General features: G+C 58.9%; 13 protein-coding genes. All 13 read right to left on the bottom strand.

Going from position 1 to position 15,176, the window contains the following annotated elements:
* Positions 1-194: 194 nt before the first annotated feature.
* Complete coding sequence (locus J2T55_RS00155; protein ID WP_259053287.1) at positions 195-440, bottom strand: hypothetical protein; 246 nt, start codon at positions 438-440, stop codon at positions 195-197.
* A 75-nt stretch (positions 441-515) separates the two neighbouring features.
* A complete protein-coding gene (locus tag J2T55_RS00150; protein WP_259053285.1) occupies positions 516-1,937 on the bottom strand; it encodes an ammonium transporter in 1,422 nt (473 codons plus the stop codon).
* A 78-nt stretch (positions 1,938-2,015) separates the two neighbouring features.
* Positions 2,016-2,744: a TorF family putative porin gene (locus J2T55_RS00145; RefSeq protein WP_259053283.1), complete on the bottom strand. Its 729-nt coding sequence runs from the start codon at positions 2,742-2,744 to the stop codon at positions 2,016-2,018.
* Positions 2,745-3,000: 256 nt separating this feature from the next.
* Positions 3,001-4,338, bottom strand: coding sequence for a type III glutamate--ammonia ligase (glnT, locus tag J2T55_RS00140; RefSeq protein ID WP_259053281.1), 1,338 nt, complete (start codon positions 4,336-4,338; stop codon positions 3,001-3,003).
* Between the two features lie 51 nt (positions 4,339-4,389).
* Entirely contained in the window at positions 4,390-5,742 is a 1,353-nt protein-coding gene (locus J2T55_RS00135; protein ID WP_259053278.1) for an FMN-binding glutamate synthase family protein, read from the bottom strand.
* A gap of 45 nt (positions 5,743-5,787) precedes the next feature.
* The gene (locus tag J2T55_RS00130; protein WP_259053728.1) at positions 5,788-6,474 is read right to left on the bottom strand and encodes a GltB/FmdC/FwdC-like GXGXG domain-containing protein; all 687 of its coding nucleotides are present in this window, start codon (positions 6,472-6,474) and stop codon (positions 5,788-5,790) included.
* A 124-nt stretch (positions 6,475-6,598) separates the two neighbouring features.
* Positions 6,599-7,498 (bottom strand): class II glutamine amidotransferase domain-containing protein, encoded by a 900-nt coding sequence (locus tag J2T55_RS00125; protein ID WP_259053275.1) that lies wholly within the window; start codon positions 7,496-7,498, stop codon positions 6,599-6,601.
* A gap of 319 nt (positions 7,499-7,817) precedes the next feature.
* Positions 7,818-8,495 (bottom strand): helix-turn-helix domain-containing protein, encoded by a 678-nt coding sequence (locus J2T55_RS00120; RefSeq protein WP_259053273.1) that lies wholly within the window; start codon positions 8,493-8,495, stop codon positions 7,818-7,820.
* A gap of 82 nt (positions 8,496-8,577) precedes the next feature.
* On the bottom strand, positions 8,578-9,294 hold the full coding sequence (locus J2T55_RS00115) for an aminomethyltransferase family protein (RefSeq protein ID WP_259053272.1): 717 nt from the start codon (positions 9,292-9,294) through the stop codon (positions 8,578-8,580).
* 15 nt (positions 9,295-9,309) lie between these two features.
* Positions 9,310-12,228 carry a 2Fe-2S iron-sulfur cluster-binding protein gene (locus J2T55_RS00110; RefSeq protein WP_259053270.1) on the bottom strand — a complete coding sequence of 973 codons (2,919 nt, stop codon included), beginning with the start codon at positions 12,226-12,228 and terminating at the stop codon, positions 9,310-9,312.
* On the bottom strand, positions 12,225-12,515 hold the full coding sequence (locus tag J2T55_RS00105; protein WP_259053268.1) for a sarcosine oxidase subunit delta: 291 nt from the start codon (positions 12,513-12,515) through the stop codon (positions 12,225-12,227). Before J2T55_RS00105 ends, J2T55_RS00110 begins: the two co-directional genes overlap by 4 nt.
* A gap of 14 nt (positions 12,516-12,529) precedes the next feature.
* Entirely contained in the window at positions 12,530-13,771 is a 1,242-nt protein-coding gene (locus tag J2T55_RS00100) for an FAD-dependent oxidoreductase (protein WP_259053266.1), read from the bottom strand.
* Between the two features lie 317 nt (positions 13,772-14,088).
* Positions 14,089-15,153 (bottom strand): heme-dependent oxidative N-demethylase family protein, encoded by a 1,065-nt coding sequence (locus tag J2T55_RS00095; RefSeq protein WP_259053264.1) that lies wholly within the window; start codon positions 15,151-15,153, stop codon positions 14,089-14,091.
* Positions 15,154-15,176 lie beyond the last annotated feature (23 nt).

Here is a 15,176-nt window from a genome sequence, read left to right as displayed (position 1 = left end):
TGATTGTGTAACAAACCAGGCAAATCCGTGACCGCCATCACAACAGCTCAATCCGGCTACCGTTTTGTCTGCACAGCCTTGTCAGGGGCAGGATTACGGGGCTTTATTGGCAGGGCACAAAAAAAGATGGCCCCTGGCGGGGCCATCCTCGTTAACCATCCGTGTTAACGATCAGCTGGAAATTCGGAAGATAGCTAATCGTCCGACATCAACTTCTTCTTGCGGGCCTTGCCATCCGGATGAAGAACATTCTCCAGACCCACCCGGCGATAGTATTCCGCCGCCTCTTTCATTTCCCGGTCCTCGTCCCGAATGGCCCGGAAATGCCACCACAGCCAGAACACTACCGCGGCGATGACCAGAATGCCTTCGAATCCCTGAAAGGGATAGATAGCCGTGATTTCCGAAAAATTCACCCAATCCTGTATTCCTGTCGACATAATCTTTTCCTCGATCTGATTACAGTCAGTTTAGGACAGCCTCTCCCGCCATGCGGGAGAGGCGATACTTGTCATTTAGTCCCTTTTATTCATCTCTGCAAGCTCGATGGCCTCGAACTCGGTTACCGCACCGGCACTGTAGGGATAAATATCCTGTTCAAGCCAGGTATCGGCACCGGCCACCTCGACTTCAGCCGGCTCACGCAGGATGCCCATCGCATTGAGTACACGACAGACGATCCAGGTCGCCAGGAAACCGAACACACCGAAGCACAGTATCGCACCGATGAACATGCCGAGCGGATTGATCGCCGGGTCGCCCATCGGCGTCGTGCCCAGCCAGCCGACACTGCCGGCCCAGTCCTGAACGCCCGGTGCTGCCGGTGCTGCCGGGTAACCCCAGAGCAGGAAGCCACAGGCAAGCAGACCGAAGGTGCCGGCATAACCGTGTACCGCGACGGCGCCAACCGGATCGTCGATCTTGAAACGGCGTTCGACATAGTGATGCATCTTGTAGGCGATAACCGAACCGCCGATACCGACGAACATGGCGATCAGCGGATGGTACAGATCATTACCGGCCGAGGCGGCGATAATGCCGGCCAGACCACAGGATACCGTCCAGTACGGATCCCGATTACTGACGATGTAACCGGCCATTAGGCCACCGGTCAGCGACATCAGGAAGTTGAAGGTAATGGCCGACAGCGTCGTCGGAGTTCCGTAGATGGTCGTTGCCGTGAAGATGGCCTCGCCACCGGCAGTGAATTCCATGATCGGAATATTGCAGGCTGCATAAAAGCCCCAGAAGCCGGTGTAGATGATCAACAGGCCAATAACCGCCTGGAACGAGTTGTGCGGCTTGATGTCACGGACCTCGCCGTTCTTGCCGAACTTGCCGATACGCGGTCCCAGCACAATGGCCAGCGCCAGACAGGCACCACCGGCGATGGCGTGAATCACGCCCGAGGCATAGGCATCGTGATAACCCAGCAACTGCGTGGTCCAGCCTTCCGCATGCCAGCCCCAGGAGGCATGCCAGATCCAGGTCACCGAACCGACCAGCACGGACAGAATCATGAAGGCACCGGTACGTACGCGCTCGATACCGACGCCGGACAGGATGGCACTCATGACCCACGAGAACAGCAGGAAGGCGGCCCAGAACACGCCCCAGATATGATCCTGGAAGTGCGGTCCCATCTCCTTCGCCCATGGTAATGCCGCGGCTGTCAGATCATTGGAGATTAATCCGCCAAACAGGAACGGCCCGTTATTGAATGCCCAGTAGATCCACCAGGCAAACAGGAACCAGGTGATGGTTACAATGGCCAGGCTCATGATATGACGTATCAGGGTCTGGTTGACATTCTTGGGTCGTGTCGCGCCGAACTCATAGGCAACCAGGCCGACATGAATCAGAAACATCATGACGACCGTTACCCAGTAATAGAACTCGGTAAATATTGTTGATAATGCTGTTAATTCATTATCCATTTATCCTCACTCCCGAACTAAGTGTTGATGGAATATCCAAACTGCTTCAGGCAATACTTCTGTGTTATTTCCTGTTGCCTAGAAACTGCTTGAAACGCTGAATACGAATGTATCGTCACAGATGGAGCTACCGGCACAGAAATCTTCATTATCGAATGTATCCGAGTAGCTCAAACCCAGTGTAAATATACTGATATCGCGGGAAACGCCGACACTCCAGTTCGAATAGTTACCGATATCGTCAACATCCTGATAGCCATAAGACAGGTTCAGGCTGAACTCATGTGGCAGGCTCAACCCCAGACTGGGATTGATATAGTAGGCATCGCCGGTGTTACCGGAGAAGTCAGGCGAGTAATAAATATAGGTCGCCAGCGTCGGACTCAATGGCGCATTCTGAAAGGTGTAGTCCAGCCCCAGATAGACCTCGCCAAAATCCAGATCGTTGTCATCCTTGGGATAGATGTAATAAATGCCACCGAGATCCCAGCCAACACCGGAATCCAGAAGCTCACCGGTCAGACCGCCATAAACATCCAGTTCTACACTGTTATCATCACCGCCGCCAAACTCGACATTGGATCCCCAGACACCCAGATAGGCATCAACATCGCCGGCATCATAGGCATAGTCAAAACCGCCCTGAACCGCAGGGCCCCGATCAGTCTGGGATATGCCACGATAGATATAGTCGGAGAACAAACCGACATTGGCACTGAAAGAATGCGGACTGTTCGCCTGTGCTGCACCACTGGCAACACAGGCAAGCATGCCTGCAAGAAGACAACTTCCTCGCTTATGCATCATCAACCTCCTGAGAACTCGCTTTTTATTTAATAATTATTGATTACAACGATGTACCTCCCTGTACGGGCCAGGTCGAAAACTGGCCAGGTCAATTCCCACTAACCCGTTAAAAAATCAAAGATTGGCCGACTGGCCAGGTAAGTCACCTGTCCGAACAGGTTTCAGAATCCCTTTATTATTATCTATACCGGACCCCGTTCCTGATCGAGGCGACCGTATTGTTATGTTTGCCGCCGGACGCGTTACATGGCCGGCATCAAATATCCAGCGTATTGGCCCGTTCCCACTCCGTCAGGTGGGTGGCATAATCCCGCCACTCCTGGTTCTTGAGAAATACGAACGAATCGATCAGATCGTCGCCCATTTCCTTGCGCAGGATGGTGCTCTTGTCCAGCAAACGAATAGCGTCGAGCAGGCACTTGGGCAGATTCTTGTCCGCCTCGACAGTATGACCTTCCTCGTACATGTCGATGTAATGCGGCTTGCCCGGATCGCGCTTGTTACTGATACCGTCGAGACCGGCAGCCAGTACCGAGGCCTGTAGCAGATAGGGGTTGGCCGCACCATCCATCAGGCGCAGTTCGAAACGGCCTTCGCCGGGCACGCGGATCATGTGCGTGCGGTTGTTACCGGAATAGGTGACCGAACTGGGCGCCCAGGTAGCACCGGACGAAGTGCGTGGCGCGTTAATGCGCTTGTAACTGTTGACCGTCGGGTTGAAAAAGGCGCACAACTCTTCGGCATTGTGCATGATGCCGCCGAGGAAATCGTAGGCCAGTTCCGACAGGCCAAGCTCATTCGGCCCATGCAGAAACAGGTTTTCCTCGCCGGACGGATCCCATAATGAAATATGGGCGTGACAACCGTTGCCGGTGAGATGCGAAAACGGCTTGGGCATGAAAGTCGCCCGCATGCCCTCGTTCTCGCACAGTGCCTTGACCATGTACTTGAAGAATACATGCCGGTCGGCCGTCTTCAGCGCATCGTCAAAGTCCCAGTTCATCTCGAACTGGCCATTGGCATCCTCATGATCGTTTTGATAGGGATTCCAGCCGAGCTCGATCATGGCGTCGCAAATCTTGCGAATCACCGGGAATCGACGCATCAATGCGAGCTGGTCGTAACAGGGCTTGGTGGCCTCATCGGCAGTGTCGGCGATCGCAGTGCCGCTCTGGTTGATAATGAAGAACTCGCATTCCACGCCGGTTTTCATGCGCAGGTTCATCTTCTCGGCGCGTTTCAGCTGGTTCTTCAGGGCCACTCGCGGCGACGCTTCAACCGGCTTGCCGTCCATGTACAGATCGGAGGCCAGCCAGCCGATCTCCTTCTGCCACGGGATCTGCACCAGGCTTTCCGGATCGGGCACACCGAACAGGTCCGGATGTGCCGGCGTCATGTTGAGCCAGGTGGCAAAACCGGCAAAGCCGGCGCCGTCATTCTGCATCTGCTCTATGGCCCGGGTCGGAACCAGTTTGGAGCGTAGCGCACCAAACAAATCAACAAAGCTGACCAGAAAGTACTCAATCCCTTTTTCCTTCGCCACGTCCTTGAGGTTAATCCCCTTGGGATTCGTTTCTTTGAATGCGTCAACCATCGTTATTCCCCTTAAGACTTACATTGATATCGCTATCATTTGATTAATTGATCAGTACCTTGTATTGCCGGGAATCCAGTCCGTACCCGCCAGTGGCACACCGGCCATAGCTGCGGATTCCACCGTCAATGCCACCATGTCTTCCGGTTCAAGGTTGTGCAGATGCGATTTGCCACAGGCCCGGGCCAGGGTCTGCGCTTCCAGCATCATGGTCTGTAGAAGATTCTTTATCCGGCGGCCGCCAAGCTCGGGATCCAGTCGTTTGGACAGTTCCGGATCCTGGGTGGATATGCCGGCGGGACAACGACCCTCATGATAGGCATCGTAAAAGCCGGCCCGGGTACCCAGTTGGCGATAGTCTTCATCGTATTTTGGATCGTTGCAGCCCAGTGCATACAATGCGGCCATACCTATAGAAACAGCATCAGCACCCAAAGCCATGCATTTGGCAACATCGCTGCCGTTTCTGATTCCGCCCGATACTATGAGCTGCACTTTTCGATGCATGCCCATCTCCTGCAATGCTTTAACGGCGAGACGCACTGCCGGCATGGTCGGAATCCCCACTTGTTCGATGAATACGTCCTGTGTGGCAGCAGTCCCGCCCTGCATGCCGTCTACCACGATGACATCTGCGCCGGCCTTTACCGCCAACTTAACGTCATAATATGTTCGCGTCGCACCGACCTTGATGTATATGGGCTTCTCCCAGTCAGTGATTTCACGCAGCTCCTGGATCTTGATTTCCAGATCGTCCGGACCGGTCCAGTCGGGATGCCGACAGGCACTGCGCTGATCCACGCCCTTCGGCAGAGTACGCATTTCGGCAACGCGATCACTGATCTTCTGGCCGAGTAGCATGCCGCCGCCACCGGGCTTGGCACCCTGACCACATACGACTTCGACGGCGTCGGCCTTTCGCAGGTCGTCCGGATTCATGCCATAGCGCGAAGGCAGCAACTGATACACAAGGGTCTTCGACGACTTGCGTTCCTCTGGTGTCATGCCGCCGTCACCTGTCGTGGTACTGGTCCCCATCATGCTCGCACCGCGACCCAGCGAATCCTTGGCTTCCGCCGAGAGGGCACCAAAACTCATGCCGGCAATGGTAATCGGGATATCCAGATGCAACGGTTTCTTGGCAAAACGGCTACCGAGTACTACGTCGGTATCACAGCGCTCACGGTAACCCTCCAGCGCATAACGGGACATACTGGCGCCCAGAAACAGCAGATCGTCAAAATGGGGCACATAACGTTTGGCACCGCCACCACGTATACTGTAAATACCCTCTTCGGCCGCACGCTGTATTTCACTGATCGTGCCCCTATTCCAGGTAAACGACTCTACCAGTGGGGGCAGAGGTCTTTGTGGTTTATGTTCGTTATCGGTTGAATCACTCATGGTAATACTCCGGGTTCTACGCAACAGTAATATTCGCGGTGTGAATTATTCGGGCAATCTGGCGTTATCAATCTTGAAATTGTATAGCTTCCTTGCAGAGCCATAACGCCTGAACTTTCTCGGGTCGGCATTGATCTTCGCCTTTTCCAGTAACTCGGCGAGTTTCGCAACATGCTCTTCGGTCATCTCTTTTTCAACACAGTCGGCCCCGAGACTTTTCACTTCACCCTGAACGTAAATCTTGACTTCATAAAGTGAATCACCAAGAGCGTGCCCCGCATTCCCACACACAACAAGATTTCCCGCCTGCCCCATGAATGCACTCATATTGTCGACGGAGCCGCCTACCACAATATCGACACCTTTCATTGATATGCCGCAACGGGAACTCGCGTCGCCTTCTATAACCAGCATGCCGCCACGACCCGTTGCTCCTGCATACTGCGACGTATTCCCTTGTACACGCACGCAGCCCGACATAATGTTTTCGGCAACACCCGGTCCGGCATTGCCCTTGATATCAATATTCGCGTGCTTGTTCATACCGCCGCAGTAATAGCCAACGTGGCCTTCAACAGTAATGTCGACGGGGGCATCCGCACCAACAGCAACAGAATGCTTGCCTCTGGGATTCATAATCTTATAGGCCTCCTTTTTATCGGTGCCATTCAGATCATGCAGTTGCTGGTTAAACTCGCGAATCGTTACCTTATCAAGATCGATTTCAATCATTTGTTCACCAATTTTTTGTAGTCCACCATCAGTCATGTACTGACCGAATTGCCTTACGGACTTGCCGTTAACTCATATCAGTTCTAATAACCACTGTATGGCGCAAAAATCGCCATAACGACAATCAGTCCCGTTGCCAGCTGTATATTCTGCTGGGCTCGGGTTCCCAGATCTTCGCGGACTCTGCGCCGGGCAGGCACTCGATGGCACGGAACTCCGAAGCCATGGCGGCCCAGTCATCAGTTTCCGCCATAACAGCGGGCTTGCAGCCAATCGGGTCCCGCAACACGGCAAAGCCGTCTTGTGTACCGATGGCGAATGTATAAAAGCCATCCAGGTCTTTCATCGCTGCCTCAAGCGCCTGTTCCAGGCTGTCGCCCTCACGCAGCCTCCAGGTCAGATATCCCGCCGCCACTTCACTGTCATTGTCGGTCTGGAATTTGATTTTCTGATCCCTGAGAAATGTACGCAGACGGTTATGGTTGGACAGGGAACCGTTATGAACCAGGCAAAGATCCTCACCCGTGGCAAAAGGATGGGAATGTTCGGTGGTCACATTACTCTCCGTGGCCATGCGGGAGTGGCCCAGCGCATGGGTGCCCTGCATCTTGCGGACATTGAACCGTTCGATCAGGTTTTCGGGCAGACCGATCTGCTTATAGGCCTCAATGACCTTGCCGGAGGCATTGACCAGTATTTCCGGGCGGTTCTGTTCCAGCCAGGTTTTTATGTCGTCAGCGTTTGCATCTGTCGTGACAATGGCGTGATTGAGAACGGGTTCGATCTCGAACGCTGCATGCAAATCTTTTTTCAGCTGCTCGCCCAGTTTTTTCCAGTCGATATCCTCGTCCCGGCTGAGCAAGGTTATTTTCGTCTGGTTGGCGGCGACCGGATTTCTGTAGATAGCGATACCGGCACTGTCGGGGCCGCGATCGGTCATCTCAATCAGCATGTCCGACAGCCAGTTTCCCAGGTTGGCCTCCATGGCCGGGTTCTTGATGAATAAACCTACTATTCCGCACATAGACTCACCTAAATTGTCGTTGATCCGGTCCCCGGTCGGGCCGGACGGGCTAGTTACCAAAAAACACTGTTAGGAAACATACTTTAACAACAGTGAAAAAACAACCTGTGATGAAAAAAAAATTCCTGAAATGAAAAAGCGGGAATATGCTGCAGGGTATTGAATAAAAAAGATTTTACAGCCAGACGGGGAATCCGGCCGGGAACGGCGGGTGAAAAAATTGCCCGTGACCTGAACAAATGCACTGCAACATGCGATCGCCAGGATCGCTGCTGCCGGCCTGTTTTTACCGCCGCGACTGCCGGGCTGGGCGGCTGCCCTAGTCGGTACCGGCCCGGCAGATGATCGACAGCAGCCGGATCGGACACTGGGTCAAGTGCTCGGGCCCGTGCGGGGCATCGCCGTCGAAAAACAGCGAGTCGCCCGGTTTCATCTGGTAGGTCTTGTCGGCGTAGCGATACGCCACTTCGCCCTCAAGGATGTAGATGAATTCGACCCCCTCGTGCTGGAATAGCGGAAAGACGTCCGACTCCTCGGTCATGGTCACGAGATAGGGATGCACGTAGACGTCGCCGCCGATCGACTGGCCCAGCAGCTGGTACTGGTGGCCGGCCCGGCTACCGCGGCGCTCGGTGATCAGGCCCTCGCCGGCGCGCACAAAGGTGGCGTCACGCTGTTCCTCGAAACGCCGGAACAGGGAGGTCACGGGAATGTTCAGGGCACGGCACAGTGCCTGGATAGTGTACAGCGACGGCGAGGTCATGCCGTTTTCGATCTTCGACAGCATGCCGGAGGACAGGCCGGCCTCCTTGGCCAGTTCCACCACGGTCATGCCCATATGGGTACGAAACGCCCGCACTTCGCGGCCGATCGCCATTTCCAGCCGCGACGCCTCGTCCGCGGTAGACAACGCCGAGCCCTGCCCATCGTCGAGTTGCTGTTCGGTATCCGCCTCGGCAGGAACGCTTCTGGCGCGACTCTTTTTCTTTTCCGTCATCCTTTTCCGGGCATCCTGGCTGGTAAGTATCGGCGACACTATAGTATCGCCCCCTACCCGTGGCAATTGGGGCCGGAGCCGCTCAGCCGGCAGCCGCCGCCAGGGTATCAAGACCGATAAAATCACCGTCGAATTCGGTCATGGCATCGCTCAGGCAATCCAGCAGGTAGACCGCGTAACTGCCGTCGACCAGCAATTGATAGCCCGTCACCCCGGCGACGTCGTCACGAATGATGATGGCGCCAACACGGGCTACGGACGTCAGGGCGGCAGCGTGCTGGGCAAATGTCCGCGGCCGCAGGTCGACGGCACAGAGTTTCGCCAGCACCTGGTCGGCGAACGCGCCGTACAGGCCGAAGCAGGCATGGCTGTGCGCGCGCAGCAGCAGGTTGCCCTGCGCCGGGATATCCGCGCCGGCCTGCCAGGTCGCGGCGAGGCGTTCCTGGGCGTCGCCCTGCGCCGCGTCACGGCCGAGCAACAACAGTTCGTTATAACCGAGCCGCGCGACCAGACCGTACTGCGGATCGGCCACGGCCGTGTTGGCCGTCTCGGGCATGTTGACGCCCTGACCCTGCAGCCAGGCGGGCACGCCGACGCCCTTGAATCCGAGCCGCGGCAACGGCGACAGGTCGGCCAGCGCCAGGCGCTGCAGGCGCGCCTGTTCGATGTCGGCACCGGCGTAACCGGCGGCGATGGCTGCCTGCCGGCAGTGGCTGAAATGCGCGCCGGCGGCCTGCAGCTGGCGGTAGACAAAGCTCCGGTACGGCTGCGCTTCGGGAGTGACGGTATTCTGGTTCATGATCTCCATTCCTCGTTACAGCGCCTGGCGTTCGCTGTCCGGATCGTAAAACGGCGCGGTGACGATCTTTGCCGGCAGCAGCCGGCCGTCGGACAGCTTGATCTGTATGGTCGTGCCCGGCTCGCTCTGATCGGGAGCGACATAGGCCAGGCCGATAACCTTGTTCAGCGTCGGCGACGCCGCCGCCGAGGTGACCCGGCCGGTGATCTCTTCGCCGCGCACGACGATGTTGCACTCTTGCGGCACCGGGCTGCCGGCCGGCAGTTCGAAGCCGGCCAGCTGACGCGTCAGTGGCCCGCGCGCCAGCACCTCGACGGCGCGCTTGCCGACGAAGAAGGGTTTCTTGCCGGCGACCGCCCAGGCCATGCCGGCCTCGTGCGGCGTCGTCAGGCCGTCAGTATCCTGGCCGACGATCAGATGGCCTTTCTCCAGCCGCAACAAGCGCTGCGCCTCGACGCCGACGGGGCGAATGCCGTGGTCGGCGCCGGCCGCCAGGATCGCGTCCCAGAGATGTTCGCCGTAACCGGCCGGCACGTGAATCTCGTAGCCGAGTTCACCGACGAAGCCGACCCGCGCCAGCCGTGCCGGCACGCCGGCGACGTGACCCTCGCGGTAGAACAGGTACGGGAAGCCCTCGCTGGAACAGTCGATGTCGTCGGTCAGCTTCTCCAGCACCTTGCGCGATTCGGGCCCGGCCAGGTTGACTGCCGCCCAGGCACCGGTGACGTTGGTGATGTCGATCTGCAGGCACCACTCGGCATTCAACCGCATCATGTTGCGATAGACCGCATCGACACCGCCGGTGGTGGCCGTCACGTAAAAATGATCCTCGGCCAGCCGACAGGCGACGCCATCGTCGGTGATGGCACCGCTGGCCTCGGTCATCAGCAGATAGCGCGTCTTGCCGATCGGCTGCTTGACGTAGGCAAAGGTGTAGACCCGGTTGAGAAACTCGGCCGCGTCCGGGCCGCGGATCTCGATCTTGCCCAGCGTCGACACATCGATCAGGCCGACGCCCTCGCGGATCGCGCGCGCCTCGCGCTCGATCGCCGCCGCCACCTGATCGCGGTCGCCGTAATAGGCCGGGCGCAGCCAGGCACCGGCGCTGATGAGCTCGGCGCCGGCATCGACATGACGCTGGTGCATGGGTGTGTACTTGACCGGCTGGAACGCGCGGCCGGCGAGATTGTTGATCGTCTCCGGCTCGAACGGTGGCCGCTGGGTGGTCACGCGCGCACCGTGCAGTTCGCGACCGGTGGCCCTAGTGGCCACGCGCAATGTATTCAGCGCCGAATAACGTCCCTGCGACGGACCCATGACCACGGTCGAGTAGCGCTTGACCAGATCCAGGTCGTCATAGCCGTCCTCGATCGCGTGCAGGATGTCCTTCACCTGCAGGTCCTCGTCGAAATCGATGAAGTCCTTGCCCTTCGGATGCGGGAAGATCGGCCACGGATGATTCTGCGTCCCGGCATCGGATTCATGCTCGCGGCCGGGTTCGGCGCCGACGGCGAGACCGGCGGCGCGGGCCGCCGACCAGCCGGCATGGCGGCCGTCCTCGAATACCGCATAGAGGTTGAACACGGTATTGACCGAGCCGGCCGCGGCGGCCGTGTCACCCGGCAGCTGCTCGATGGTGAGCATGGCGAGCTTTTCGTCGTAGGCGAGTGCGCCGCCGGAGTGACACACCAGCTGGCCGGCGGGCGTATAACCGATCGAGGTACACAGCAGATCGCAGTCGATCGTCTGCGGCTGACCGGCGACCAGGCCGGAGCCGTGACCCAGGGCATCGATCACCACGCCGCGGATGCCGCGCTTGCCGCCGGCTGGCAGCGCCTCGTACGGCGTATGGCCGGTGATGATGCGCACACCGCGCTCGGCAACCGCCCGGGACAATTCACAGTCCGGCGGCACCGCCCGCAGATCGACCACGGCGGCAACCTCGACACCGTGGTCGAGCAGATCCAGCGCGACGCCGTAACCGTCGCTGTTCGCCGTTGCCACCACCGCGCGCCGGCCGGGCTGGATCGCATACTCGCGCATCAGCCGCTGCGCCGCCGAGCCGAGCATGACGCCGGGCAGATCGTTGTTGCGAAAGACCATCGGCTGTTCGATCGAACCGCTGGCGATCACCACCGACTTCGCCCGCACTTTCAGCAGACGTTCTTCCAGCATCACCGCCAGCCAGTTGTCGTCGAACCAGCCGGTGCAGGCGGCGTCGGTCAGTACTTCTATATTGGGATCTGCTTCAACCGCCGCGACGAGTTCATCGCGGGCAGTGACCACGCGATCGCGCTCGACCATGAAGCGGGCATAGTTCAGCGAACCGCCAAGCCGCGGTCCGGCCTCGACCAGCATGACGCTGGCACCGTGACTCGAGGCTTCCAGCGCCGCCGCCAGCCCGGCCGGACCAGCGCCGATGACGACCGTGTCGGCAAAGCGGTAGGCCTTGTCGCGATAGGCAGGCCTGGCGTCGTGATCGAGTTTGCCGAGCCCGGCCATGCGGCGGATGACCGGCTCCCAGAAACGCCAGGCGCCGCGCGGCTTGTAAAAGGCCTTGTAGTAGAAACCCACCGGCAGAAACGGCGCCAGCAGGCCGACCGCACTGCCGAAATCGAAGCGCAGGCTGCCAAAGACATTCTGCGGCGTCGCGTTCAGGCCTTCCGTCAACGGCGCGCGATCGGCGCGCACGTTCGGCGTGCTGCCAACCTGCAGAAAGCAGTTGGTGTCCTGGCCGTTGAACACCAGCGGCCCGCGCGGCCGGTGATACTTGAACGAACGCGACAGTACATTGACGCCATTGGCGAGCAGGGCGCTGGCGATCGTGTCGCCCGCGTAGCCAGTGTACTGCCGGCCTTCAAAGGTGAACGTGCGCGTTGCGGAACGATCGATGAGGCTGCCGGCCGGTGCCGGCAGGCGGGTACTGTCACTCATTCATTATTCTCCTGAAATTCGACGCGCTGACTGAACAACTCGCTGGCCGGATAGGTACGGATGATTTCGTTGCTGGCCGTATGCCGCTCGGCAATGAACCAGTAACCGCTGGCCACATGCAGCCACCACTCGGTGACGAAGCCCAGCGTGTTGTCTTCCAGAAACAGGTAGTCGGCCCACTCGGCATCGCCGGCCTGGCTTGGGTGCGGCATGGCCTTCACTTCGCCGCCGCAGACAAACTCGGCAATGTTGCGCGGACCGTTCAGGGGACAGGGCATGATCTTCATGGCGTCTTTCCTTTTTAATGTCCGACCGAGGCGGCACCGCGCTCGCCCACCTGGGCAAAGCGCTCGAACCGCGACAGGGCAAAGGGTTTGATGAGATCCGGCACCTGGCGGGTGGCGATCGTCTCGGCCATGCGCTTGCCGCTCACCGGGGTGGCCTTGAAGCCCCAGGTGCCCCAGCCGGCGTCGATGTAGTAATTCTTCAGCGGCGTCTCGCCCATGACCGGGCTGAAGTCCGGCGTCATGTCGGCCATGCCGGCCCACTGGCGCAGCACGCGCAGACTGGCCAGACACGGCAGCAGTTCGAGCATGTTCATCATCAGGTCTTCCTTGAATTCGAGCGTCGAGCGCGTCGAATAGAGCCCGTAAGGATCGGCGGCCGAGCCCATGACCATTTCACCGCGCGACGACTGCGAGACATAGGTATGCAGCGAGCCGGACACGACGATGCTGTCGAGATACGGCTTCACCGGTTCGGATACGCAGGCCTGCAGCGGAATGGTCTTGATCGGCAGTTTCAGCCCGGCCATGCGCGCGACTTCCGAGCTCATGCCGGCGACCGCCTGCAGCACCACGCCTGCCTTGATCGTGCCGCGGTCGGTTTCCACCTGCGTGACCTCGTCGTTATTCACCTTCAGGCCGGTCACCTCGGTATGGGTGTGCAATTCGACGCCGCGCTCGGTCGCGCCTTTGGCGTAACCCCAGGCGACGCCGTCATGGCGGGCGATGGCGCCGGGCGGGTGATACAGCGCGCCCTCGATCGGGTGGTGCACGTCGCGCGACAGGTTGAGCTGCGGACAGATTTTGGCGATCTCGTCCGGGTAGACGAGTTCCGAATCGACGCCCATATGCTTGTTGACCTCGGCGCGCCAGCGGCTGGTGCGCATCGCCGCGTCGTTGTGCGCCAGGGTCAGGTGGCCGCGTTCGGAATAGAGGATGTTATAGTCGAGTTCGTGGCTGAGGTCGCTGAACAGCTGGCGCGACTCGTCATAGAAGCGCACGCCCTCGGGCGTCAGGTAATTCGACCGCACGATGGTGGTGTTGCGGGCGGTATTGCCGCCGGCAAGATAGCCCTTTTCCAGCACCGCGACGTTGGTGATGCCCCAGTCCTTCGCCAGGTAATAGGCTGCCGCCAGACCGTGGCCGCCACCGCCGATGATGACGACGTCGTAGCTGGACTTGAGCGCCGGACGGACCGGAAAATGGCGCTGGCTGGGGTATTTACCGCTGAGCCCATATTTCAGTAATGCAAATGGCATTAATCCTCAAGCTCCTGTAATCGTTCGCTTTTCATCGAATCGCTGCATGTGCGCGGCGTGCCGACCGGCCGCCGGTCGACCCGGTCGCGGGCCGTGTTTACTATGATTATAATAATTTTGCTATGAGGAAACTTCAAGAAAAAATTATTACTGTAGTGAATATTTTTTTATCTTGAGGAAGCCGCTTGCCGCCAGAAAACCGCCGGCAGGACAAAAAAAGACCGCCCGGAACAGCCGGAGACTGTCGCCGGGCGGCCCGGTGGTTACCGCCGGCTCCGGAGAGGCTCGGACCGGCGGTGCTTTGCAAGCGGTCAGGCTCAGTCGGGTTGCGTCCCCGGCGAGGTCGGCGCGCCGTCGTCGTACTGTGACAGAAAGTCGATCACGTAGGGCTGGTAACCGCTGAAGCCCTTGTAGTCGGCCAGCTCCGGCGGCAGCGATTTGTGCACGCGGTGAAAGCGCCGCGCCCACTTCGGCACCGTCACCAGCTCGTTCAGGCTGATGAGATAGCAGCGGATGCTGAAGATGATGGCGTTGCTGCGCGGCAGCCGGAACAGCGACTGCAGCTCGACCCGCAGATGCGCCAGCTCGCCAACGTTGTCCGCCGTCACCTGCGAGCGGTCGATACCCCACTTGTGATAATTCTCCGGCGAGGTGTCCATGCGCGGATGCACCGTCATGGTCCAGTTCAGGCGCCGCACCGGCTGGCCCACCTGCAGGTTCAGCAGGTACTTGAGCGCGCGTTCGAAAATACCCATCTCGTGCGCCTTCGGTACCGGCCCGTGCCACTCGTAGAAATCCATGCCCAGGTCGAACTGCAGCGACCAGTCGGCCTGGCAGGTCACCATGCCACCGTCCATGTACAGCATGTTGTTGCGCTGACCGTGCAGGGTGAAATCGCCCTGCACCTGGCGGGTGATGTATTCGAACGGTTCGTACGGCAGCGTGCTGGCATCGTCGAACGTGAAGGTATCCTTGATGCCGAGCAGACGGTTTTCCCAGGTCCAGCGATCGCCGTTACGTTCGAGCTTGAAGTGCTGCGGGTAATCACGCGCCAGCGAGGTCATCAGCAGTTCCAGCGTATCCCACTGCGCTTCCATCATGTGCGGCAGCACGGCGCAGCGGCCCGGGTCCTCTTCCAGTACGCGGCGGCGTTCCTCGATTTCCGACAGGTAGTGCTCGTCGATATCGAACGCCGGTGCAAAGACCGACCCGGCCGGACCGACGTTATGCGGTTCGATATTCACCGAGTACATGTACTTGTCTTCGTGGAACGGGAACGGAAAGCGACGGATCGCTTCGGGACTGTTGCTATAGGTGAAGTCGTCGCGAAAGGTCTCTATCGGCTTGATCTTCGGATCGTTGATTTGCAGCTGAGCGGACATAATTAATTCTCCAATCGTGAACG

It is taken from the genome of Methylohalomonas lacus, assembly GCF_024808875.1.
Classification (GTDB): domain Bacteria; phylum Pseudomonadota; class Gammaproteobacteria; order Methylohalomonadales; family Methylohalomonadaceae; genus Methylohalomonas; species Methylohalomonas lacus.
Note: the sequence above shows the minus strand (reverse complement) of the source record. Positions and strands in the feature narration are given on the sequence as shown.